17 protein-coding genes are annotated in these 22,353 nt (G+C 64.5%); 1 reads left to right on the forward strand and 16 read right to left on the reverse strand.

Going from position 1 to position 22,353, the window contains the following annotated elements; genetic code table 11:
• Position 1 precedes the first annotated feature (1 nt).
• From RBH77_RS09675 to tssA, 16 genes are read right to left on the reverse strand one after another with little or no spacing between them, the layout of a single operon-like run.
• Entirely contained in the window at positions 2–991 is a 990-nt protein-coding gene (locus tag RBH77_RS09675) for a DUF4150 domain-containing protein (RefSeq protein ID WP_311031913.1), read from the reverse strand.
• Positions 991–2,037: a 3-oxoacyl-ACP synthase gene (locus RBH77_RS09680; RefSeq protein WP_311031914.1), complete on the reverse strand. Its 1,047-nt coding sequence runs from the start codon at positions 2,035–2,037 to the stop codon at positions 991–993. The genes RBH77_RS09675 and RBH77_RS09680 overlap by 1 nt, the downstream gene beginning before the upstream one ends.
• Positions 2,034–3,140 carry a DUF2169 family type VI secretion system accessory protein gene (locus tag RBH77_RS09685; protein ID WP_311031915.1) on the reverse strand — a complete coding sequence of 369 codons (1,107 nt, stop codon included), beginning with the start codon at positions 3,138–3,140 and terminating at the stop codon, positions 2,034–2,036. The genes RBH77_RS09680 and RBH77_RS09685 overlap by 4 nt, the downstream gene beginning before the upstream one ends.
• A complete protein-coding gene (tagF, locus tag RBH77_RS09690; protein ID WP_311031916.1) occupies positions 3,140–3,685 on the reverse strand; it encodes a type VI secretion system-associated protein TagF in 546 nt (181 codons plus the stop codon). The genes RBH77_RS09685 and tagF overlap by 1 nt, the downstream gene beginning before the upstream one ends.
• Positions 3,667–7,203, reverse strand: coding sequence for a type VI secretion system membrane subunit TssM (gene tssM, locus RBH77_RS09695; protein ID WP_311031917.1), 3,537 nt, complete (start codon positions 7,201–7,203; stop codon positions 3,667–3,669). The genes tagF and tssM overlap by 19 nt, the downstream gene beginning before the upstream one ends.
• A gap of 1 nt (position 7,204) precedes the next feature.
• Positions 7,205–8,533, reverse strand: coding sequence for a type IVB secretion system protein IcmH/DotU (icmH, locus tag RBH77_RS09700; protein WP_311031918.1), 1,329 nt, complete (start codon positions 8,531–8,533; stop codon positions 7,205–7,207).
• A 4-nt stretch (positions 8,534–8,537) separates the two neighbouring features.
• On the reverse strand, positions 8,538–9,872 hold the full coding sequence (gene tssK / locus RBH77_RS09705; RefSeq protein WP_311031919.1) for a type VI secretion system baseplate subunit TssK: 1,335 nt from the start codon (positions 9,870–9,872) through the stop codon (positions 8,538–8,540).
• Between the two features lie 33 nt (positions 9,873–9,905).
• Positions 9,906–10,358 carry a type VI secretion system lipoprotein TssJ gene (gene tssJ / locus RBH77_RS09710; protein ID WP_311031920.1) on the reverse strand — a complete coding sequence of 151 codons (453 nt, stop codon included), beginning with the start codon at positions 10,356–10,358 and terminating at the stop codon, positions 9,906–9,908.
• 3 nt (positions 10,359–10,361) lie between these two features.
• Complete coding sequence (tagH, locus tag RBH77_RS09715; protein ID WP_311031921.1) at positions 10,362–11,807, reverse strand: type VI secretion system-associated FHA domain protein TagH; 1,446 nt, start codon at positions 11,805–11,807, stop codon at positions 10,362–10,364.
• The gene (gene tssG / locus RBH77_RS09720; protein WP_311031922.1) at positions 11,804–12,877 is read right to left on the reverse strand and encodes a type VI secretion system baseplate subunit TssG; all 1,074 of its coding nucleotides are present in this window, start codon (positions 12,875–12,877) and stop codon (positions 11,804–11,806) included. Before tssG ends, tagH begins: the two co-directional genes overlap by 4 nt.
• Positions 12,841–14,715 (reverse strand): type VI secretion system baseplate subunit TssF, encoded by a 1,875-nt coding sequence (tssF, locus tag RBH77_RS09725; RefSeq protein WP_311031923.1) that lies wholly within the window; start codon positions 14,713–14,715, stop codon positions 12,841–12,843. The genes tssG and tssF overlap by 37 nt, the downstream gene beginning before the upstream one ends.
• A 1-nt stretch (position 14,716) precedes the next feature.
• A complete protein-coding gene (gene tssE / locus RBH77_RS09730) occupies positions 14,717–15,472 on the reverse strand; it encodes a type VI secretion system baseplate subunit TssE (protein ID WP_311032491.1) in 756 nt (251 codons plus the stop codon).
• Positions 15,459–15,908 carry an Hcp family type VI secretion system effector gene (locus RBH77_RS09735; RefSeq protein ID WP_311032492.1) on the reverse strand — a complete coding sequence of 150 codons (450 nt, stop codon included), beginning with the start codon at positions 15,906–15,908 and terminating at the stop codon, positions 15,459–15,461. Before RBH77_RS09735 ends, tssE begins: the two co-directional genes overlap by 14 nt.
• 46 nt (positions 15,909–15,954) lie before the next feature.
• Positions 15,955–17,457, reverse strand: a complete 1,503-nt coding sequence (gene tssC / locus RBH77_RS09740; protein WP_311031924.1) for a type VI secretion system contractile sheath large subunit — start codon at positions 17,455–17,457, stop codon at positions 15,955–15,957.
• Between the two features lie 3 nt (positions 17,458–17,460).
• Positions 17,461–18,000, reverse strand: coding sequence for a type VI secretion system contractile sheath small subunit (gene tssB / locus RBH77_RS09745; protein ID WP_311031925.1), 540 nt, complete (start codon positions 17,998–18,000; stop codon positions 17,461–17,463).
• Between the two features lie 17 nt (positions 18,001–18,017).
• A complete protein-coding gene (gene tssA, locus RBH77_RS09750) occupies positions 18,018–19,175 on the reverse strand; it encodes a type VI secretion system protein TssA (RefSeq protein WP_311031926.1) in 1,158 nt (385 codons plus the stop codon).
• 374 nt (positions 19,176–19,549) lie between these two features.
• Here tssA and tssH point away from each other — a divergent pair, with 374 nt between their 5' ends.
• On the forward strand, positions 19,550–22,345 hold the full coding sequence (gene tssH / locus RBH77_RS09755) for a type VI secretion system ATPase TssH (protein ID WP_311031927.1): 2,796 nt from the start codon (positions 19,550–19,552) through the stop codon (positions 22,343–22,345).
• Positions 22,346–22,353 lie beyond the last annotated feature (8 nt).

Consider the following 22,353-nt stretch of genomic DNA (forward strand, 5'->3'; position numbering starts at 1 on the left):
CCTAGTACGATGTGACTCTGAGTTTCGTGGCACGCATTTCAGTCTTGGTGGGCTGCCGTTTGCCGCCCTTTGCCTTGGGATCCTTCACCGGTTCGGCCACCGCCTGCAGATAAGCCATCAGAATGGTTTCCATGCAGTCGAGCGCCTCATCCTGCTTTGCTTTGGGCTTCAGCTTGCTTATCCTCGGATCGTGCGCACGATAGGCCTCTTTCGTCTTGTCGACGGCCGTGCCCAGCGTCGGAGTATCGTTCTTCTCCAGAAAATCCCGCATCGCGGTGGTCTTCTTATTGTGCGGTGTGCCTCTCTTCGGTCCATCCGCGCTTGATGGCGTGGAGTGATCTTCCTCATGCCAGGATTGCATACAAACGCAGGGTGCGCCGGCCGTGGTGTAGTCCTTCCATGGCTTGAAGTTCGTGCCATCCTTCCGTTTGGTCTGCATCATCTGATTTTCGAAATAATGCTCGGACTCGTCCGGACTTTCGCAGGGCGACTCGCCGTGGACGTGGATTTGCATCCCGATTTTGTTCAGTATCTTGGCGCATGCCATGACGGCAGGGTTCGCCTTGCAGATTTCCGGCCAAGGTCCGGTATTTCCTATCGGCGAGGCGTGATTGTGCGTAGCCAGATCACTGAAGCGGATCACCGGCTCGCCGTCGAACTTGACGTCGTTTGACCAGGAATTGAAATATTTCTTACCCGTGTTTTTGGAGGTGATGATGCCTTTCTTGGTCGCGCAGCCGGCCTCGGTGCCGGAGGTGCGGGATTCGTCGGATTTGTTCTTGATATTGACCGTCTTGCCGCCGATAAAAACGGTGCCAGTACCGCTTTCGGTGTCCGAAGCCATGCCGAAGCTCGGATAAGGGACTGGCACGCCAGGCGGCGTCGCAGGGTTTTCCGGCGGCGTGAAGCAAACGTCGGGCATGACGGCGATCGTCTGCGCCTGCACCGCCTTGCCCGAGATTTCCAGCCCGTTTGCGAAGACCCCCGACATCAGGCTGCCCTTCTCGCAACGGAGGCTTGAAGATCGTGCAGGACCGCAGCCCCGCAAGCGCCGTCGTCGCCCGAAGCCTCGATCAGCACCGGGCTCCCGGGGGCATAGCCTTTGACCGCCGCGGCCAGCGCCATACCGATCATAACGGGCACGACCGCCGCGCCGACATTACCGAGGTTTTCGCCGGGGCTCCAAAAATCCTGAAACGCGGTGCGCCCGCGTTCGAGGCGAAGGCTGGCGAGCGTCGACTGCTTAAAAAAATACTGCTCCCCGACAAGGTCGCCGATCCGGTATTCGATATGTGCCAGATCGACGTTGGCCGCATCTAACGCCGCCTTGTACGCCGTGGTCATCCCGTCGCCACGCAGAGGCAAGTGCATGCCATCCTCGCCTCGACCGTTGTAGATGAAGGCAGGTTCGCGGGCGAGGCCGAGCCCGGCCAGGCGCAATGCGCCGGTCGAACCTACCAACACCGCCGCCGCCGCCTCCCCAGGGATGAAGCCGTTGGCGTTGTCGGGGCCGAGCAGCCGCCTGGCGGCGAGATAATGGGTGACGCTGGCGACGGTCAGATAGCTGTCGACCCCTAGGATCAGGACGTGGCCTGCCGCTCCGTCGGCCAGCAGTTTACCTGCGCGATCCAACGCCGCGAAGCCCGACGGGCGGCCGTAGGCGATCAACTGGGTGCGGGTGCGGGCCGGCAGGCCAACGATGGCGGCCAGGTCGCGCAGGAATGTTTCGGGGTCGGTCACAGGCCGCCCGGGGCGGGTGTCTTCGGCAAGGCAAAGGATAAGGACCAGATCGGCCTCCGCTCCCGGCGCGGCGGCGAGCGCGTCCATCACTGCCCCGGCAGCAAGACGCACCATCCGTTTCTGGCCGATCCAGTTGCGGGGCAGCGGCACCGGGGCGCCGACCAGCCAACTGCTGTCAAGGCCGAGGAAGCGGGTTTCCTGAAATCCGTCCAGCCTTGCCCGCATCGCCGCGCAACTCGACGGTGCGTCGAGACCGACCGCCGTCACCATGCCAGTCGAGACGACGTGGAGATTCATACCACCTCCGTCTCATCGTCTTTGAACGGCACCGCGTAAGTGCCGATATACTCCTTGCCCGTCGCTCGCGCCCGCTCCATGCCGCGTGTCGGCGGGCCGACCCAGCATTCGGTGAAATCGAGAATGGTTCGGCGGAGGCGTTGCGAGATACGCCAGACCAGCGAGAAGCGGCGGTATTCCGGGTCGAGCAGGATCGTATCCGGCAGCGCATTGGTTTCGTAGGCTTTTTCGCGGCCTTCGAACAAGGTCATCGGCAGCGCGGTCGGCGGCAACCGGAAGGAAACGCGGCCTTCCGGCGTCAGGTTGATGAGCGTGACCTCCTCGCCGCCCTTCGGATGGTCGATCTGCTGGTCAAGCGGCGCCATCTGGAAATAGCGCTCGTCGAAATCCTCCGGCAGGAAGGGGAAGACATTGTCGATCCAGTTCTGGTCGTAGGTGCCGCCATACTCGATGCGGCCGGGCCAGCCGCGCTCCATCGGGCCGCAGCTCATCGGGCGGTAGTCGCCGAAAGGCGAACGGATTTCCTCGCCGACGGCCTGCGTGTTGGGCAGGCGCAGGCCGGGGATGAAGCGCTGGTTCCTGGTCTGCGCCCAGCCGGTGCCGACCGGATTGCCGCGATAGCTTCCCGGCTGCCTATCCTCGGGATTGAGCCGGTCGGTGCCGCCCCAGGCATTATCATAGGAGATCGGCATCTTGAGGAAGGGCTGCGGTGCGGTCGCGGCGAAGACGGGGCCGACGGCGCGCCACTCCCTGTTGCCCACCACCTCGAAACGCTTCGACCAGTTGCCCACCTTGATGCCGACAGGGACGCGTTCGGCCGGCCGGCCGCCGGGCGCATAGGCGCAGCCATTCGCGATCACGTCGCAGCGCGGCTTGCGGAAGGCGAAATCAGTCTCCCAGAGCGTCGCCGAATAGCCGGGCTCGCCGGTCTGCGTGTCGGCCATCACCAGTGGAACCTGCCCGGCCGACTTGCGCACCGGACCGCCGGGCGTATCGGGAAAGTCGAACGTCCCCTTGACCACGACCACGAGATATTCGTGGGCGGCCTTGTCCATGCCCATCGTGAACTCATGCACGAATCCGGTCTGGTTCAGGATCTGCATCAGCCTGCCTCGCGTGCCGTCGCGAAGAGTTCTTCAAGTGCGTCCTGCGGGGCTTCGGGATCGGCCGCGACCGGAGGCGCGCCGTCGATCCACAAGAGCAGGCCTTCCAGGACGCCGGCCTTGGACGGCGGCAATGGCGGGAGGGGGAGGCCGGCGAGCATGTCCGCCAGCCGGTCGGCGTCCATGCTCTCGTCGCGGGCAGTGATGAGGATCTTCTCGACACCGCTCAACCAGGGGGCGGTGCGGGCAACCATATCGGGTCCGGCTCTAGGGCACGAGGCGGCGGCGGAAAGCGGGAAGCGGCGGCCGACACGGTCCGAACTGGGCACGGTCACGCCGACCATCGGCCCATGCCGCCCGGCCTGGAGAAGGAAGCGGAGGCCAAGTTGCGATGGCCAGAGACCCGTTTCGATCAGCTTCGCCAGGTGCCGTGCAGCCAGTCGGTCCCAAAACCGGACGAAAGCGCGATCGAGGCGGCGCACGACGAAATCGCCCGCCGCCGGGATTTTACCGAAGAAGCCGGGGATCATATGTTCGGCGGGCATGTGAACCCTTTGAACATTTCCAGCGTGTAGGGGTTTTCGACGCTCGAGGCGCGCAGTTCGAGATCGACGTAGTAGTTGTTGGCGCCGAGACGCAGGTTGTAGGCGTCGGGCAGCGCCGTCTTGGCGAAATGGCCGGCGCGCAGCATCCTCAGCCACGCCCAGCTTCCTGTTTCATTGACGACCACTTCCGGCGAACCGTCGAGCGGCTGGAAGGCAAGCGACACCACGCCGGTGCCGTCCTTGCCCGGCCAGCTCATCGGCTGCGGCCGCGTCGCGTTGTTGTAGTAGTTCAGGATCTGCCCATCGAGGTTGAGGGTCGCCCGCGAGACCGCCGGAGAGAGATCTTTCGGCTCCAGCGTGAAATTCATGACGGGACCCTGGCCGCTCGGGAAAAGGCCGTCGCGGATATGCCGGGCCTTTTCGAAAGCCGCCAGCGTCGAGGGATCGCCGTTGAAATCCGCGCGCCATTTCCACGGCTCGCTGGTCGTGTCGATGTAGGTCAGCAGGTTGTTGTTGATGAAGGCGTCGATGAGGCCGCCGGGGCCGAAGAGCCGCGTGAAGTCCTGGACGTTCACATCGATAGTGCTCGCCGGGTCGAAGGGATAGCGATTGGTCAGCGCCGACTGGCAGAACGGCAGCACGTTCGCGCGCCATATGGCATTCAGTTCCGAGGTCACGGCTTTTTCCGTCAACCCGCCGGTGTCGCCGGCGATGCCGGCCAGCCAGTCGTCGATCGGATCGGGAAGGATCTGCGCCTGCCGCGCAACCGCGCCGGTCAGTTCGGCGAGGCCGCCCTGCTTCTTGATCGCCTCCTGCGGGTTCGGGCTCGCGTTCACCGTTTCCAGCACGTTCGAAAGCGCGGTGAGGGCGACTACGGCGGCGTCGAGCGCCGGCGGCTGGCCGTCGACTTCGGCGATCGCGCCCTTGAGCGGCTTGAAATGTTCGGCGACGAGCGATCCGGTTTCGTCGATCTGGCCCGCGCCGCTCGCGCGTGGCAGGAGCTTGGCGCCCGTCTTGGCGAGCTTGCCTATCTTGCCGAGCTTGGCGAGGATCGTCGAAGTCACCTTTGCCTGAGCCTTGCCGTCGGCGGGCGCTTCGTCGGAACGGGTCAGTTCAGTCTCCCGAACCACTGCGGTAACGAGCCTCTTCACGGCCGAATCCGCGCTTGAAAGGTCCTTGAGGTTCTGGCTGGCGACCCGGAGATCAGTCAGCGGCGCGAGCTTTACGTCGTGCAGGAAGCCGTCCCACTGGGCGATGTAGTCGTCATAATAGAGCTTGAGGATATCGCGGGAAAGCGCCGGCACGGACGTCTCGGAATTCTCCGAGCAGCCTCCGGCATAGACTGCGCGATCGAGCGCCGCCTGTGCGGCGACGTCCTGCAGGCGGTCGAGGATCGGGCCGTGGAAGCCGGCATAGGTAAAGGCGCCGGGAATGCCGACGCGTAGCGTCTTGCCCGACTGGCGTGTGAGAACCCTGGCGCCGTTCGGCCCGGCGAAATTGGCGGGGATCCATTCCTTGAGCGAAGCGACCGCCGGGTCGGCTAGCAACGCCTTGTAACCGCGCACCGGCAGCGGCACGGCGCAGACCGTCTTGAGCGCCTCGGCCACCAGATGGGCGTCGGGGGCGATGTATTTGTCGTCGACCACCATCGCGCGTAGCGCGTCGGTTTCGTGCCTTTCCGCATCAGGTGTCGGAAAGGGCGGGAACGGGGCGTAGCCGGGCAGCGCGTTCACCCACCAGTTCTGGGCGAAATCCGGATTCATCTGCGACAGGCCGGTCATCATCCGGTAGGTCTTGAGCGCGCCGAACATGAATTCCGGGTCGCGGATATGGCGCCACATGGTCGCTTCCAGGAGCGCCACCATGCGCGGTTGGAGGAGATTGCGCAGCGAACGGTCGTAGAGTGTCTGCTGCGCCAGGCCCATCTCGGCTCCGGCCGACGGTCCAAGCATGTCTCGCATGGCTGCGGGCGGCGAGACCCGCGAGCTTTCCACGGCACCGACGGCCGCCAGCGGAACCTCGATATCGGGTTGGGCGACGGAAGCAGGGCTTGCTGCGATCGCAGCCAGAGGTGTCTGCAGATTCTGGAACTGCAGCGCCTGCGCTTCGATCGCCTGGCGGTTGTCGTGGTAGGAGAACAGGAAAGCGCCGCCAAGGACAATGATTGCGGCTGCGCAGATCGCCGCGGCGCCCCGCCAGATCCATGCGCGCCTGCGCAGCGCCGCCGGATCGAACGTTCCAAGCCCGGCTTCCCTGAAGATCACCTCCGTCAATAAGTTCCTGAGGAAGAAACTGCGCCTCTCGATGCGCGGCAGGGCCGACTGCCGCTGCGGGGGGAGGCCGAAGGACGAGGAGAGCGCCGCGGTCAGGCGGTCGATCGGCGCACCTTCCTGCGTGGCGGAGGTAAGATAGACGCCGCGCAGCCACGGGCTGTCCTCGTAGCGGCTTTCGCCGAAGATCGTGTCGACCAGGAGCTTGATCGGTGCGGAAAGGCTCTCCAGTTGCGCCGGGAAGCGGAAGATGTCGGCGCGGGTCGGGAGCCGGTCCTCGTCTTCGAGACGCGGCACCATCCGTTGTTCGAGTTGGGCGGCAAGCCTCGATATCTCGCGGCCGACAGCCTCGGCGTCGGCTCGCTTGTCCAGCGGAAAGGTCGCGCCCCAGACCTGCTCGCGCGCCTGCGTCGTCAGATTGGCGAAAAACGGCTCGAAACCCTTGATGAGGTCGGCCTTGGTCAGCATCAGATAAACCGGAAGCCGGATTTGAAGCCGTTCGTTCAATTCGGCAAGGCGCTTTCGGATCTTGCGCCCATGCGTCCGTATCGCCTCGTCTCCCTCGGAGAAAGTGTCGATGGAGAGGGCGACGATGACGCCGTTGAGCGCCCGGCGGCCCCTATGCTTTTTCAGGAGGTCGAGAAAGCCGAGCCATTCCGCCGCGTCGGCGTCGGGCTGGCTTTCCTGCTGCACATAGCGGCCCGCCGTGTCGATGAGGACGGCGTCTTCGGTGAAGAACCAGTCGCAATTGCGGGTGCCGCCGACGCCGTGCAGATCGTCGCTGAGGTCGATCGGGAAATTCAGCCCGGATTGGCGCAGCGCCGTGGTCTTGCCGGTCGCAGGCGGGCCGACGATCACGTACCACGGCATGTCGCGCAGAAATTTGCGCTTGCCGAATTTGCGCCGCCGGAGCTCCGCCATCACCTCGCCGAACTTTTCGCCGACGGCCGCCACCGCTTCCTCGCCAGGGCTGGGGAGGGTTGCCTCGGCAGTGGGCGCGACCTCGGCGACGAACAGGCGGTTGGCGCGGATCGCCCGGCGCTGCGCCGCGATCAGCCAGATCAGCCACAGGATGACGACGCCGGCGATCATCGCCACGCGCACGGTCTGTGAGGCGAAGGGCACATAGGGTCCGACGCTTACGATCGGGCCGAAGATCCAGATGATCAGCGACAGCAACGCTATCCCGATCAGCGTCCACAGCCAGCGCGACGTCAGCATGGACCAGAGGAAGCGGAACAGGAACATCCTAGAGCCTCTTCTCGACCAGGACCTCTACGCGCCGGTTCAGCGCCCGCCCTGCGCGGGTCCCATCGTCCGCGATCGGTTCGGTCGCCGCCCGCCCTTCGGAACGGATGCGTTCGCGCGGGACGCCGTATTGAACGAGCAGGTCCGCGATGGTCTGCGCGCGAGCCTCCGACAGGCGCTGATTGTTCGAAAGCGGGTTGGAACGCTGGAGCGGCACGCTGTCGGTGTGTCCCACCACCGTGATGTTGCCGATCACATCCTTGTTGTCGATGATGACCTTGGCGATCGAGGCGATGAGCGGCTGAAAACTGTCCGTCAGTTCTGCCCGCGACGACTGGAAGACTTCGGGATCGGTGGCCTGGATGAGGAGCGTGGCAAGGGAAATGCTTTCGTGACCCTTGAGGGCCGGCCGCAGCCCTGCCGGCGCGGCCGCTTCGAATTCGGGCAGCAGCGCGAAATCGACCTTGACGGGAGGCGGGGCGGCGGCCGGCTTCTCCGGCGCTGGTCGGGCGATTTCGGACTGCGCCGCCGGCGGCATGCTGCGCACAAGGGCGGAAAGCTCCGCCGTCCGGCTACCGAGCAAGGTAGAGAGGACGAGATAGATGATGGTGGTCAGGACCGCGGCCGCGGCCGCCATCACCCAGATCGGGACGGTGAAGCGCGACGGTTCGTCGGAAGCGGCGACCCCCTTCCAGTTCGGCGACAGCGGCGCGCCCTCCGCATCGGCATCGCGCAGGAAACGGGCGGTCACGACCCGCACCGCATTGATCGAACGGTCGCCGGCCCGGCCCGGCACCCTGTACTTGCCGCGGAAGCCGAGCGCCATGCAGTAGTATTGAAGTTCGAGCAGTTCCCTGTCGCGGTTCGGGTGGCGTTCAAGTTCTTCGAGCCGCGCAAAGAATTGCGCGCCGGCGTCGACGTCGCCACGCAGCATCACCACGAGCGGCTGACGTGGCCAGGCGCTGGCTCCGCCCCATGGCGTGTTGAGAGCGAGGTCGTCGAGGAGCGCGCCGACGAGCCAGGCCGCCTGGTCGGCGCGCGCCAGCGGCGATCCGGCGGCCACGGTGGCATCGCGCGCCTGGATCAGTTCGTCGAACAGGCGCGCCCGCAGCGCCTCGGGGTTTTCGGGCGGCAGCGCGCTTTCGAGCTCGGGGGCGAATTCAAGGAGCGATGCGAAAGCGTTCACGAGCTGGTTGGGATGAGCCCGTCTGTGATCGACGGGTGGCGCCCCCGAAATGGCTCCCCTCGGGACCTGCACCGGCGAGTTGATCAGGCGAATGCGGGTGCGTTCCCGATCCTCCGACAGCCCAAAAGGATCGTCCCGGCTCATGGGCTCACCTGTTCACCGAGAAGCAATCGACCTGCGGCTCGCTGGGGAGCACGCCGGAAACGCCGATGACGAAGCCGGGCGCGTCGAGCAGCGAGGCCCAGTGCTCGCTCTTCTGGTCGAGTTCAAGGCAGAGGCGGTCGCCGTCATAGGGGATTTCGCGCGGCTGCGAATGCAGCGGCTTCAGCGGGATGCCGGGGAGGCGCGATTTCCACAGGCCTTCGAATTCATCGGCGGCGCCGACCGTCACTTGGTTGACGAAAATCTTGCGAAGCGCGTCCTCGGAAAGCTCCGAGCCGACGCGCACGACGATACGGCTCTGGACCAGGAGCTTCGGGTTGTCGATGCGCACCTTCCACACATTCGTCGAGTGGCGCATGACGGGAAGCGCGCGCGATTTCGGCTCGACATACCGCAGGCTGAGGATGAGCGAACGCAGTGTGTCGGCCAGTTCCGCGAAAGCCGGCCCCGGCGCCATGTGATCGTAGGGCGGTAGCTCGCGGAGCCGCCTGTTGCTCGAGCCGAAGGTCGCCATGGAGCCGGCAAGGCCCGAGAGCTCGAGGAACAGTTCGGCCGGGTGATAGACCTCCTGCGCTAGTACGTGCGCTAGGCGCGGTCTCGCCGTGTTGGCGAGATGCAACATCATGAGGTCCTCGACGCTGCGGCCCGGCCCGCCCAGCACCATCTTGCCGTGGGCGTCCGCGATCTGGTCGAGACCCGTGATGATCTCCTGCATCAACTGCGCGTACCAGGGCGCTGCAGCCGTCGCCAAAGCCGGCGGCAGGAAGGTCTCCTCGGTGGCAATGCCGCCGTCGGCGCGCAGGCCGTGGATTTCCGTGACGGGAAGAGCCGTGTAGCCGCCCACCGATTTGCCGGGTGGCAGCAAGACTGCCTGCGGCCGGGCGATCTCGATCTCCTCGGGGTCGGCACCGCCGGCGACGGCGTCGCGGACGGTGACGATGCGTCCACGGTAGCGCGCGCCGGTCGGCTCGGCATGCGCTGGATCGAAACCGATGCCGCCCGGCGGTTCGAGCGGCAGCGCGATGAGGACCGGGCCGCCCGTGGTGTCGGCCGTGACAGCCAATGGACGCGGCGCGTCCATCGTGTCCGGAATGGAGAACGGCGTTCCATCCGGAAAGATGCCGCGCGCCGACGATACGGCGATCTGCCCGGCCTCAAGCTGGGCGGGATCGAGCGTCAGCGCCCGGAAGCCGAACGTGTGCAGGTTGCCGGCCTGCAGGGCGCCGCGCACCGTTGCTTCGAGGAAGCGATCCTGCTGCTGGAAATGCTGGGTCCTCAGGAAAAGGCCTTCGGACCACAGCACCCGGTTGGCATCGCTCATTGCGCCGATCTCCACCCCTGTCGGTTTTTTGCGCTAGGCCGAGATGCCGCCGGCACCCAGCCTGACGTTAAGCGTGATCTTCGATCCCGGCGGCACCGATCGTGTGACCCGCCAGGAGCGCCCGTTGGGCTGCCGCAAGAGGGCGACGAGACCGATCGCGGCAGCGTCTGCCTCGACCGTTATCGCCTTGGATGCCGTCCGCCCCGGGCCGACGGCGACCTGTTCCTGCCCGATGAGGTCGGCGCCGAGCGTGCCGGCTGCGTTGCCCTCGAGCGCGAAGTAGTCGGCCGAATTGAACTTTCCGGTTGAGCGAAGACGATAGATCATGACCGTCACCGGCCGGTCGCTGCCGTCGGGGGCGGGGTTCATGCCCTTTTCGCCGGCGAAGTTGAGGACGACGGACGAGGGCTTGGGCGGCCCGCTCTGGCAGGCGCTCAACAGTCCGACTGCGCCCAGGGCAAGGACAAATTCGCGACGATCCAGCATGTTCTACTCCTCCTCATAGGCATTGCGGAAATCGGCCCCGATCTCGCCCAGGAAGCGCTGTTCGGCGCTGGCGGCGATTTCGCCATGGCGTTTCTTGTAAAGTTCCCAAAGCTTGGCGCCGCGGCCTCCGGCCAGCACCTTGTCGAGCGCCGATGTCGATTTCAGCTCTTCCTCGAAGGCAACGGGATCGAAGCGGTCGATCATGCGCCGCAATGCCCCCTGGACCCCGCGCCAGGCCCGCACGTGGTGCTCCGCCAGATCGCGGACCGCATCGGCGATGGCCTCGTCTCCCTGCAGGAAGCCGGCACTGCGCCCGGCGGTGATGGTGGCCAGCGCATCGTCCACCGTCGGCAGGAATTTCAGCGGGTTCACCGCCGACGCGCCGACGACCGTCTGGGCGACGCGGGCATTGCCCTTCTCTTCCGCGCGTTTGCGCAGCAACTGCATCAGCCCTTCCATCATCAGCCGGTACTGCCGCCCGAACCTTTCCATCTCGGCTAAGGGGTCGCGGTCCGAAAGATCGGCCGGGTCGAGCCCCAGGCCGCGCAGGAACGCCTCGCGCAGCGCGGACTCCGAATAGAGCGCGGCCGCGCGCGGCATCTTGGCCGGGGCGGCGCCCGCCGCCGGTGGAGGCACGGCTGCCTTTCGAGCCGGAGGCAGGTTCCAGGCATTTTCCGGCCGCTCCTGGGCGTCTTTCGCGGCCGACGGGTCTTCCCGGCCCGCCTTCGGCGCTTCCGGACGACCGAAGTCGAAATCGGCGCCACCGCCGGCCCATTCCGTGGTGGTGTGCTCGGTCGCCTGTGCAGGTTGTTCGCCGGGATGCGGATCGAAGGAAAAGGCAGCGTCCCCCTGTCCGTGTCCATATGCCGGCGGCGGACTTCCGGGGTCGGGCGTGGAAACGGGATCGAGGCTGAACGGATCGTCGAAGGCGGGCGAACGCAAGGGCTCTTCGGAGTTGCGGAACGCTCCGGCGACCGGCCGCTCGAACGGGTCGGGGAGTTCGGCCGGCCGCGGCCGCGCGGGCTCTTCCTCGGCGCGGATCGAGAAGAAATCGTCGCGGTCGAGGCTGACCGACGAGCGAGCGCCTGGTGACGGAGTGCCGGCATCGGCGGTGCGGTTCCCGCCTATGTCCGCGCCCTGAAGATCGACGCCGACGATGTAGTCGCCGAGCCTGAGGCGCATGCCGCTCATCAGCCGCGCCGAGTTGCCGCGCCCGAGCGGGCTGCCGGCATCGTCGATGAAGAGTCCGCTGCTCGACGTGTCGGTGACGATATATCCGCCCCGCTCGGCGCTGATCCGGCAATGCGTGCGCGACACGAATTGATCGGGGTCATCGATCTGCCAGTCCGCTTCGGTGCTGCGCCCGATGACGAGTTCGCCTTCGTCGAGACGTGCCTGACGCACCGTCTGTGCACGGGGGCCGTGTTCTATCGTCAGAACAAGGCTCATGCCGCGGCCCCCGAAGCTTCGGGACGCCAGCCGACGATCGTGCGCAGGCGCAGATCATCCGCGTCCGCAGCGTCGTCGGCCGGCGCCAGCCAGGCGGTCCGCCCAAGCTGCGATTTCCCCAGGCGTGCCTGCGGCACCTCCGGCCGGGCAAGCACGAGACGAAGATCGACGTCGAGGCCTTCGCCGATCAGATCGCGGACGGCCCGCGCGAAAAGGCGAAGCCGGCCGCTGCCAGGAAGGAACGACATATAGGTCTTGAGGTCGAGCGGGCCGACAAGGATTTCGATGCGGCTCTGGCGACTGAAGGTGCGTGGTCCGATCGTGGCGGCGCTGCCGAGGCTCGCATGGGCGGCGCTGAGGCGTGTCTGCAGGGAAACCGGCACCGTAAGCCATGCCGCGACAAACTCCCTGAGGCGCACCGGCACGCCGAACGCCTCGGCAAGAAACTGCGTAAGCCGTTCGGGTCCGTCGCGCTGTATGGCAAGCGAGGCGGACTGGGCGACTTTCACGCGGTCGAGCCCGGTGTTGTCCCCGGTGCCTTCCTTTTCACGAGTACCGGGCAGCCCGATGCCCGCCATCGACCTCAGCATCGCCAGCAAGCGGTCACCATCGGCGCGCTCCACCTGGACGGCGGGCATGGCGTCCGCCCAGGCCCGGTAGAAGAGCGCGGTCAGCCGATGCTGGAGGACGTTGACGAAGTCGACAAACGTGGTGTCGCTCGTCTCCTTCGCTTCCTGGCCGGCGAACCATCTCTGCGAGAGCCGGTCCATCACCCAGCGCGTCACATGGAGCGGCATCGGCCCTTCCGGCCCGAGCAGCCCGAAATTCGCGACCGTGACCCGAGCGGGAGTTTTCTCCCCCTCGGCCGTGAAATGCATCACGTCGCGCGGAGAAAAACCGAGGCGGACATGCTGGTCGAGCCGTGCGGGCTCGCGTGCCAGACGTCCCGAATGGCCGAACAGCCGACCTTCGCGCTCCAGACGACGCAACAGCTCGAAGAAATCGAAGGCTTCCGAAAGCGGCGTCGCGGCTTCTAGATGAGGTAGCGATTGCCCGGCGTCATCGGCCATGACACATCCTCCTGCTTCTGCATCAGCCGGGTGCGCGTGCGCACGAATCCATTGATGCCGGCGTGACGCGCGAACAGCCGCGACAAAAGGGCCGACAAAAGCAGCGTGCTCTGGCCGGCCAGCACCGACTGATCGACATGCAAGACAATTTCGATGCCGCGCCCGAAGCACATTGGTCCGGCGATCGGTAGCCGCTCCACGACCGGGCGTGAATCCACGCGGCTGATCGAGCGCACGTGGCGTGCGAGGCCCGGATCGCCGCGGTCGGCGTAGAGGTCGAGAACGGCATAAAGCGGATCGGCGCCGCGGCCCTCGGCGGCGAGGCTCAGGAAATTGAGCGAAAGCTGCGAGACGAGCCGCCAGGCGAGTTCATCCGTCCGCGATTCGCCTTCCGCGCCGGCAGGCAGCGCGGCCGATATGGAGGATCGCGGCGGCCTCAGCGCCCCGAGGAGTTTCACCGTATCGACCGGGTCGCCGCTCTCAAGAGTCAGTGTCGGCGTATCGTCGAGGATCGGCAGGTCGCGGTTCGTGCACAATGCGACGACGTCGAGGCGCTTGAGAGGGCGGCTGGGCGTCGATCCGGCCGGTCTCGATACGGCGAGAAAGAGATCGTCGCCCGTATAGGACGTCCGGGTGACGCCTTCGCGCCGCTCGTCCTCGGCGGCACGCCGGGGCCGTCGCTCGGTCGAATAGACCCAGCCGCTGCCGCGATTCTGGTCAAGGCCGAACAGCGCGGGAACCTCGCTGTCCGAACCTTCGCTATCCGCGTCCTCCACGCGCAGGACGCGATAGATCTCGAAATCCCTCGGCCGCGTGCGGTCGGCATGCAGGATCTGTCGCGTGCGCCGGTTGTCCAACTCGATAATATTGCATTCGCGCTCGAAGAGGTTGATCACCGGCGTGGCGAAAAGAGCGAAATGCTCCGCCGCGACATCTGCGAGTTCCGGGATCGGGCGGCTCAGGAGAAAGACGATCTCCAATTCGCCGTTCGAGGCTTTCACCACGGGCCCGAGACCATTGACACGAACATAGTGGAATCGCTCGGGCATAACGAAATATTCGCGCAGGAGCCTGTAGCCCTCGAAGGTCTCGCGCGTGCGCGGCAGTAGCGCCTCGCCGTCGCCGATGCCCGCCATCTCCGGCGGCGGCAGCACCGCCAGGTGTTCCGTCTTCCCCGCCGAGCGGGCGCAAAGCGCGCCGCAGGCGCCGAAGATCGCATCGAAAAGCGCAGGCGCCTTGGCCCGGCCGGCGAAATGGAAATCGAGCCGGTCGACGGCGAGTTCAGAAAGCAATCCCTTGCCGCTGCGGCGCAGCGTGATGCGGAGCGCGGCCTCACCCGAAACGCCATCGGGTGCAGCGATCCCCGCCGTGGCAAGCGCGCTTCTGTCCTGAAAATAGGCGGCCGATGCGATCTCGATCGGCCATAGCGGGACGTCCTGCACAGTCGTGTAGGTAGAGCGTGTGGAAAGGCCCGGCTGCAGCCCGGAGACGAGGCGGGTGCCGCGCGGCACGACATGCCCGCCGATCATCGTCTGCACCTGCTGCCCCGGCTTTAGAACAGCCATGGCCGTGGCCGGGGTAGGCGCTATCAGGTCGGGATAAAGAACGTCGATGACGGCGCGGGCGAAACGCGAGCGCTCGGCATCCACCTTCAACCGGGTGCGGGCCGCGAGAAACGCCACCCCGTCCAGGAGCCGCTCGACATAGGGGTCGGGGCAGGGGACGGTATCGAGCGAAAGATTGCGCGCGACGGCGGGATGCATGTCGGCGAATTCGGCCGCGAGATCACGGATATGCGTCAGTTCCTCTTCGTAATATTCGAGAAAGACGCGGTCCATCTCAGCCGTCCGTGATGTCCGTGCGGGCCATCCCGTTATCGAGATTGACGGTGGTCCTGAGGCGCAGCCGCTCCGGTGACGGCGTCGTGATCAGCACAGCGTCGATGTCGATCTTCAGGCCGACATTCTTGTCGCCCAGTGCTACGGTCACCGTGGTGGCGCTATCCTTCAAGCGCGGCTCGTAGGTGGCAAGGATGGCCCGGATTTCCTTGGCGAGACTGTCGCGGTCGAAGTCCCGGGAAGAGCGCCCGGAGAAAGACGGGACGCCGTAATTCACCACGCTGCGGCGCGCCAGCGGAAAGTCGGCCAGAGCGGGCGGATCGTCTTCCGTCTGTTCCGCTTCGAGGTCGGAGAGCAGCGGGGTGGATTCGAAGCGCTCCGAATTGAAAAGCGCCTCGATATCGCGCCGGACCGCTTCGCGCAGCACGGATGCCGAGACGACGACCCCGCGCCTTTCCAGTTCCCCTCGATTTTCGTTCTGCATCACAAGGCGGTGCAGGCGCTTGACGCATTCGGGCGAAAGGTCCGCATCCGTGTCGATTGCCCGCCTTCCGCCGGCCAGAAGCGTCTCCAGTTTCTCAGCCCCCAGTTCCTCCACCAGCGCCTGTCGCAACGCGTCGATTTCCGACATCAGCCCGGGCAGGTCGTTGACCAGACGATCCCAGAGCGAGGGCTGGAACGCTTCCCGCCTCGCTTTGCCGGCGCCCTGCGCAATACCGTTGTCTTTGCGTCGCAAGCGCCCGTCACTTGCCGACATGGACATCCATTTCGATCTCGTGCTCGCCATCGTAATTGAAGCCGATGGACTTGTAGGCGAAGCTCACCTTGTCTTCGATCAGGTCGGGGTCGGTGGTGCTGGCGGCCATCTCGTAATCGGTGACCGATGCATCCTTCAGCGTAATGACGAGGTAGTCCTTCGTCTCGCCCTCGATCGTCCGCCTTGCCGAGAACTTGACCTCGTCCATGAGCGTGTTTTCGAAGAGCGCTTTTTCCAGATAGGGGGAAGACATGTCGTAGTGCTTGGTGAACGCGATCGTTCCAAGCGCCACCCGTCCGCGCCGCGACAATGAGTTCGGGTCGTGTGGCGCCTTCATTTCGAAGTTCAGGCCGAAAACCTCGATCTCGTCCTCGTGGCCATCGCGTTTGCTGGGGCCTTTGATGTCGGGAACCTTGAGAAATCCGTCTATTTTCATTCGCGTCTCTTCAGGCATCGTCGCTCTCCCTCGCTTGTCGGCCTGATCAGTTCTTTACGGATGGCAGTTCGGAAACGAGCCGGAGGGAAGCGTTGATCCCCTCCAGTTGATAATGCGGTCTGAGATAGAAGCGGGCGTTGTAGTAGCCGGGCCGGCCTTCGACGCTATCGACCTGGACTTCCGCCGCGGCCAGCGGCCGCTTCGCCCGCGCCTTGTCGTCGGCGAATGCGGGATTCGCCAGCACATATCGGTTGATCCACTCGGTCAGCCAGACCTCCATGTCGGAGCGTTCCTTAAACGAGCCGATCTTGTCCCTGGCGATCGCCTTCAGATAATGGGCGAAGCGCGAGACGGGGAAGAGGTAGGGCAGGTTGGCGCTCAGCCGTTCGTTGGACTGCGCGTCCGGGTCGACCAGGCGCCCGGCTCGCGTTTCGTCGTCTTGCAGCGAATGGGCCCCGATGAAGGCGGCGAGGTCGGTGTTCTTGCGGTGCAGGATGGGCATGAGGCCGAGCTTGGCGAGCTCCGCCTCGCGCCGGTCGTCGATGGCCACCTCCGTCGGGCACTTCATCGCGACCGATCCGTCGTCGGTCGGGAAGGAATGTACAGGCAGGTTGAGCACGGTGCCGCCGTTTTCCACGCCGCGGATCTGCGTTCCCCAACCGAACAGCTTATGGCTGCGATTGATGTTGACGCCCATCGGGAAGGCGGCGTTCATCCAGACATATTTGTGATGGTCCTGCTTGGTCTCCTCCTCGAAGGCGAAGCCCTTCACCGGGACCGTGTCGGCTCCGTAGGGAAGGCGCGCCAATACGCGCGGCATGGTCAGCCCGATATAGCGGGCGTCCTCGCTTTCGCGCAGCGACTGCCATGACGCATAGGCGGGGTTCGAGACGATCTGCTGCAGATCCTGCGGATTGGGCAGTTCCTGCCAGCTATCCATGCGGAAGAGGCGCGGCGACGCCGCCGCTATGAAGGGCGTATGAGCCGAAGCGCAGACGCCGGAAAGGTTGCGCAAGAGACCGACATCGCGCGGGTGGTTGGAAAATTCGTAGGCCCCGATGAGGCAGCCGAAAGGTTCGCCGCCGAACATCGAATACTCGTCCGTATAGACCTTCTTGAAGACGGGGCTTTGATCCCACATCTGGCCTTCATAGTCTTCGAGCGTATCGGCCAGTTCGTCCTTGGTGATGTTCATCACCCGGATCTTGAGTTTCTGGTCGGTCTCTGTGTTGTTCACGAGGTACCAGAGGCCACGCCACGTGCCCTCCATCTCGCGGACCTCGGGGCAATGAAGGACCTCGTTCACCTGCTCGGTGAGGACCTTGTCGATGCCCGCGATCAGCGACTTGATCGACTTGATCGCATTCGACGAGATCGCGGTCGTGTCGGAGCGGGACTGCGCCGCGAGCGCCAGATTGCGCACGAGCTGCTGTAGCTTTTCGCTGTCGTCCTTCTTGACCTTGAAGTCCTTCTCGAGAAGTTCGCCGAACTCGTCGAGGTTGATGGTTTCGGCCTCGGCGACGGCTGCGGTTTTCTGTTGCTCTGCCATCGTCTACTCCTCGACCTTGTCGTCGTCCGACATCGCCTGGGACGCGATCTTCCCAAGCAGCGGCTCATTGTTGAGCAATTGAGCGATGCGTTTTTCGGCATCCACGCGGCCGTCCATGAAGCCGAGCAGTTCCACGAGTTGCCGCCGCATCTTAAGGATTTCCGCCAGTTGCGGCACCTGCTCCGCGATCTTGTCGGGGGCGAAATCGCCCATCCTCGTGAAGGTCAGGTCGACCATCAGTTCCTCGTCGCGCTCCTTGCCTTCCGCCTGCGGAAGCGTGTTCTTGACGCGCGCCTTCACGCGCGGCGCCAGCGCCTCCATGAATTTGGGGAAACGGTTGGCATCGGTTTCGACGAAGGCACGGTCCTGGACCGTTTTTGCCGCTTCTTTCGTTTGCGAGGCGCCGGCGAGGTCCGCCATCACGCCCATGACGAAGGGGAGTTCGATCGTCGTCGGGCTGCCGTAGGTTTCCACGTCATAGGCGATCTGCACGCGCGGGGCGCGATTGCGCTCTATGACCTTTGCTTTGCTTTCTGCGGGCATTGCTTGTCACCTCTCGCTCATTGGGCAGTTTTCTTGCTGTCGGTAAGACCGGCGAGAAGCCGGAATTCCTTGAGACCGGACGGCGCGAGGTCTTCCATGAGCTCGACGAAGTCCATGTGCACCATCTTGCGGACGCGGCGAGCCAGATGCGGGATGGGGCTCGAGGGTTCGGTGCGGTCATAGAAATCCACCACGAGGTCGAGGCATTTGACGACCTCTTCGCGCGATCCGATCCTGTCCGGTAGCATCGTCGTGCTTCCTCCGTTGCCTTGCTCTTGCGCGAAGGCCGGTGCGCGGCGATCGAGAGCTTCCGAAGCCTCCGTCGGCTTTTCATCGGCTTTGGCGACGCCGTTCGGCTTTGCCGATTTGGGACCGGTCCGCTCCAGCGTCGTTACGATCCTTTCCAGGAACTTCCTGAACTCCGGCAGGACAGGTCCCGACGATTCCAGCCGACGGTTGAGCGCCATGTCGACCGCATCGAGAGCCGACAGCGCGGCTCGCCCGTCTTCCCTGAATGCCGCCAGTTCGTCCGGATTATTGTCGGCGAGCGCGGCGCATGCCCCGCGCACGCGTCCGATCAATCTGGCATGGGTGGCCGCCAGTTCGGCTTTCTCCGAAGCATTGAGCCCCGAGGCTGCCTCTTGCAGGACGGTCCGCTCGTCCAGTGCGCATTGTTCGAGATCGCGTCCCGTCACTGGACCGATTGCCGCGACCGAGAAGAAGGTCCGGCCCTGCAGGTCGCCGAGCAATCCGCCGTTCCTGTTCTGCAGGTCCCTGAGCGCGTTGACCCTGCGCAATGCGGAATCGGCCGGCGATCCGCCCGGGCGCAGTCCGGGATGGATGCTGTCCCAGTGGGTTTCGAGGTTTTGGCCGATCAGGGTCAGCCCTTCGGCAACGCCGGCCAGTCCGTTTTCGCCGGCAAGCGCCCGCGCCAGTATGGTAAGCAACCGGAGATCGCGGCCGCGTGGGCGCAATTCTTCCGCCGTTTCGAGAACGGTCGCCCAGTCTACCGGAATGCTCGTTTGGGAGGACGGCTTGTTATGGTCGTCATAATCGATCTTGATTTGCGGCTCCGCCAGCCGCTCCAGCTCATGAAAGCGCGGATGATTGCGCAAATCCTCCCCTGACGGATTCTCACCGTCCAATGGGCTGAGCCAGAGAGCGAGATCAACCACACAACCTCCCGCCAGCGACTGCCTGGAGAGCGCGCGAATTAATTCACCACACATGTTTTTCTACCACATTTCGGCTCTTCCTCAAACAGAAGAGAAGAATATTGATTCTATTACGATTTTTGGACTGAAAAGGGTGATTCCGTTTAGAGATGAAAGCCTAAAATTAAATCCATTTATATCGCGCAAAAGTGGTATTACTTAAATAAAACAATGGTAAGTAGTACTACTATAGTGGAGGCACCTGCTGAGGACTCCGGCTAGTAAAAACTGGCCAAGCAGAGGGTCTTTTACAACTCGATGGACTGCCGGCTTTTGTAAGTCTTCATTCTGTGGCAATTTGGATGCGCAGTGGTCCCGCTTCTGGAGCAGGTCCCATGGAAACGAGCAGCGTTCGACAGCGCAGGCCATCACAGGGTTTCAAGCGCAAGGAGCTGGTTGGAAAGCTCGATGCAACCTGTGTACGTGCGTTCAAGGCTGCGGCCGACGCAGCCAAGCTGAGGGGAAACCCCTATGTCGAGCTTGTCCACTTCATCGAACAACTGGTCCTGTCGGATCGATCGGACGTTCAGCTCATCCTGGCCGATGCGGGGGCGGACGCCAGCCGTCTCGCTGGCGACATGGCGCGCGCCATCGACAAGCTGCCCTACGGAGCAACCTCGATAGAGGAATTCTCCGATCATATCTTCCACGCCATACAGGAGGCGTGGAGCCTTGCCTCGCTTGAGTTCGGCACCGAGGAGGTGCGGAGCGGCCATCTGATCCTGGCCTGCCTCAGGACGCCGGCGCTCGAAGGCATCGTCTCGAAGATAAGCCCGGAATTCGACAGGATCGACGCGGATGCCGCGCTCGGCCGTTTCAGCGAGATCGTTTCGGGCTCTCTCGAAAACGCTTCCGCCGCCGCTGCGGAGCAAAAGACGGAAGCGCCGCGCCGTTCGCCTGGCGGCGATTCCGCGCTGGCGAAATATGCGACCGACCTGACGGAGCGCGCGCGTGACGGCAAGATCGACCCGGTCGTCGGGCGTGATCCGGAGATCCGGCAGATCGTCGATATCCTCATGCGGCGGCGGCAGAACAACCCGATCCTGACCGGCGAGGCGGGCGTGGGGAAAACGGCGGTCGTCGAAGGTTTCGCGCTCAGGATCGCGCAGGGCGACGTGCCCCCGTCGTTGCAAGGCATCAGCGTGCGCATGCTCGATGTCGGTCTCATGCAGGCGGGCGCCAGCGTGAAGGGCGAATTCGAGAAGCGGCTGAAAGCGGTCATCGACGAGGTGCAGTCTTCCGAAATCCCGATCATCCTGTTCATCGACGAGGCTCATACGCTGATCGGCGCCGGCGGAGCGGCGGGAACGGGCGATGCCGCCAATCTCCTGAAGCCGGCATTGGCACGGGGCGAGTTGCGCACCATCGCGGCGACGACGTGGGCCGAATACAAGCAGCATATCGAAAAGGACCCGGCACTGACGCGACGTTTCCAGGTGGTGCGGGTCGAGGAGCCGTCGGAAGCGACGGCGGTGCTGATGCTGCGCGGCGTGGCGGGCGTGCTGGAGGAGCACCACCAGGTGCAGATACTGGACGAGGCGATCGAGGCGGCCGTCTCGCTGTCGCATCGCTATATCCCGGCGCGTCAATTGCCCGACAAGGCGGTCAGCCTACTCGACACCGCCTCGGCGCGGGTCGCGATTTCACAGCATGCGACGCCGGCTGAGGTCGAAGACATATTGCGGCGCAAGCAGGCGCTCGAGGTCGAAAGCGGCATCATAAGCCGCGAGGCAGCGATCGGTATCGATGTGGCCGGGCGCAAGGCGCGGGTCGAGGCCGGGCTGGCGGACGCCGGGACCGAGCTTGCGGCCGCCGAGGACCGCTGGGAGCGCGAGAAGAAGCTGGTCAGGGAAATCCTGGAACTCAGGGCGCGGCTAAGGAGCGGGGGCGTGCCGCTCGATAGGGAAGAAACCGCCGTCGAAGGCGCCGCCGTAGAGTCTGCAGTGGCATCGGGCAGCGGTTCCGAAAGCCCGGCATTGCCGACCGGCGCGCCGGCAGCGGCTGATGATGTCTCCGGCGGCGAAGCGGCCGAACCATACGATCCTGCTGCCGATCTTGCACGGCTCAGGGAGCTTATGGCTGAACTCGACGCAGCGCAGGGCGAGACGCCGCTGATACTTCCCTCCGTCGACCGCAATGCCGTCGCTGCCGTCGTTCAAGACTGGACCGGCATCCCGACCGGGCGCATGCTTTCAAGCCAGACCGAAAAGGCGCTCAGGCTGGCCACGACGCTGGCCGAACGCGTGGTCGGCCAGGACCATGCCATGGAGATGATCGCCAGGCGCGTGCAGACAAGCCGCGCAGGGCTCGGCGCGCCGGAAAAGCCGGTGGGCGTATTCCTGCTTTGCGGCCCGTCCGGTGTCGGCAAGACCGAGACGGCGCTGGCGCTCGCCGAGACGCTCTATGGCGGCGAGCAGAATCTCATCTCGATCAACATGTCGGAGTTTCAGGAAGCACACACCGTCTCGACGCTGAAGGGTGCGCCGCCCGGCTATGTCGGCTACGGCAAGGGCGGTATCCTGACCGAGGCGGTGCGGCGCAAGCCCTATTCGGTCATCCTGCTCGACGAGGTCGAGAAAGCGCATCCGGACGTCCACGAGATTTTCTTCCAGGTCTTCGACAAGGGCATGATGGATGACAGCGAGGGACGGCGTATCGACTTCAAGAACACGCTGATCCTGCTGACCTCCAATGTCGGCTCCGATGTCATCATGGAGATGACCAGGGGGGGAAAGGTACGCACTGGAATAGAGGACCTGGATGCCGCGCTTCGTACGCCGCTGCTGAAAGTCTTCCCCGCGGCTTTTCTAGGCCGTGTCGTGACCATCCCCTATTATCCGCTCTCCGATGCAATGATCGAGGTGATCGCGAGCCACCAGTTCAGGAAGATCGCTCACAGGCTGCGCGAGACCAACGACGCCGAACTGGTGATCGGGGAGGGCGTGCTCGAGATGATCAAGGCGCGCTGTACCGAGATCGAATCCGGTGGCCGGATGATCGACGCTATCCTCACCAACACGCTTCTGCCGGAACTGAGCCGCAATATACTGAAACGGATGATCGGCGGGGAACCGATCGCCCGGGTGACCGTCAACGCCTCGCCGGAAGGCTTCATCTATGCGGTGGAGTAATCTGTCGA

Source organism: Mesorhizobium koreense (assembly GCF_031656215.1).
Taxonomy (GTDB): domain Bacteria; phylum Pseudomonadota; class Alphaproteobacteria; order Rhizobiales; family Rhizobiaceae; genus Mesorhizobium_L; species Mesorhizobium_L koreense.

Coding starts and splice junctions, on each gene's coding strand:
- tssK (WP_311031919.1), bottom strand. CDS start 9,872: ATGAGCGATGCCAACCGGGTGCTGTGGTCCGAAGGCCTTTTCCTGAGG.
- RBH77_RS09685 (WP_311031915.1), bottom strand. CDS start 3,140: ATGCAGATCCTGAACCAGACCGGATTCGTGCATGAGTTCACGATGGGC.
- tssE (WP_311032491.1), bottom strand. CDS start 15,472: ATGTCGGCAAGTGACGGGCGCTTGCGACGCAAAGACAACGGTATTGCG.
- tssH (WP_311031927.1), top strand. CDS start 19,550: ATGGAAACGAGCAGCGTTCGACAGCGCAGGCCATCACAGGGTTTCAAG.
- tssB (WP_311031925.1), bottom strand. CDS start 18,000: ATGCCCGCAGAAAGCAAAGCAAAGGTCATAGAGCGCAATCGCGCCCCG.
- tssJ (WP_311031920.1), bottom strand. CDS start 10,358: ATGCTGGATCGTCGCGAATTTGTCCTTGCCCTGGGCGCAGTCGGACTG.
- tssC (WP_311031924.1), bottom strand. CDS start 17,457: ATGGCAGAGCAACAGAAAACCGCAGCCGTCGCCGAGGCCGAAACCATC.
- tssF (WP_311031923.1), bottom strand. CDS start 14,715: ATGGACCGCGTCTTTCTCGAATATTACGAAGAGGAACTGACGCATATC.
- RBH77_RS09675 (WP_311031913.1), bottom strand. CDS start 991: ATGTCGGGGGTCTTCGCAAACGGGCTGGAAATCTCGGGCAAGGCGGTG.
- tagF (WP_311031916.1), bottom strand. CDS start 3,685: ATGCCCGCCGAACATATGATCCCCGGCTTCTTCGGTAAAATCCCGGCG.
- RBH77_RS09680 (WP_311031914.1), bottom strand. CDS start 2,037: ATGAATCTCCACGTCGTCTCGACTGGCATGGTGACGGCGGTCGGTCTC.
- tssG (WP_311031922.1), bottom strand. CDS start 12,877: ATGGCCGATGACGCCGGGCAATCGCTACCTCATCTAGAAGCCGCGACG.
- tagH (WP_311031921.1), bottom strand. CDS start 11,807: ATGAGCCTTGTTCTGACGATAGAACACGGCCCCCGTGCACAGACGGTG.
- RBH77_RS09735 (WP_311032492.1), bottom strand. CDS start 15,908: ATGAAAATAGACGGATTTCTCAAGGTTCCCGACATCAAAGGCCCCAGC.
- tssM (WP_311031917.1), bottom strand. CDS start 7,203: ATGTTCCTGTTCCGCTTCCTCTGGTCCATGCTGACGTCGCGCTGGCTG.
- icmH (WP_311031918.1), bottom strand. CDS start 8,533: ATGAGCCGGGACGATCCTTTTGGGCTGTCGGAGGATCGGGAACGCACC.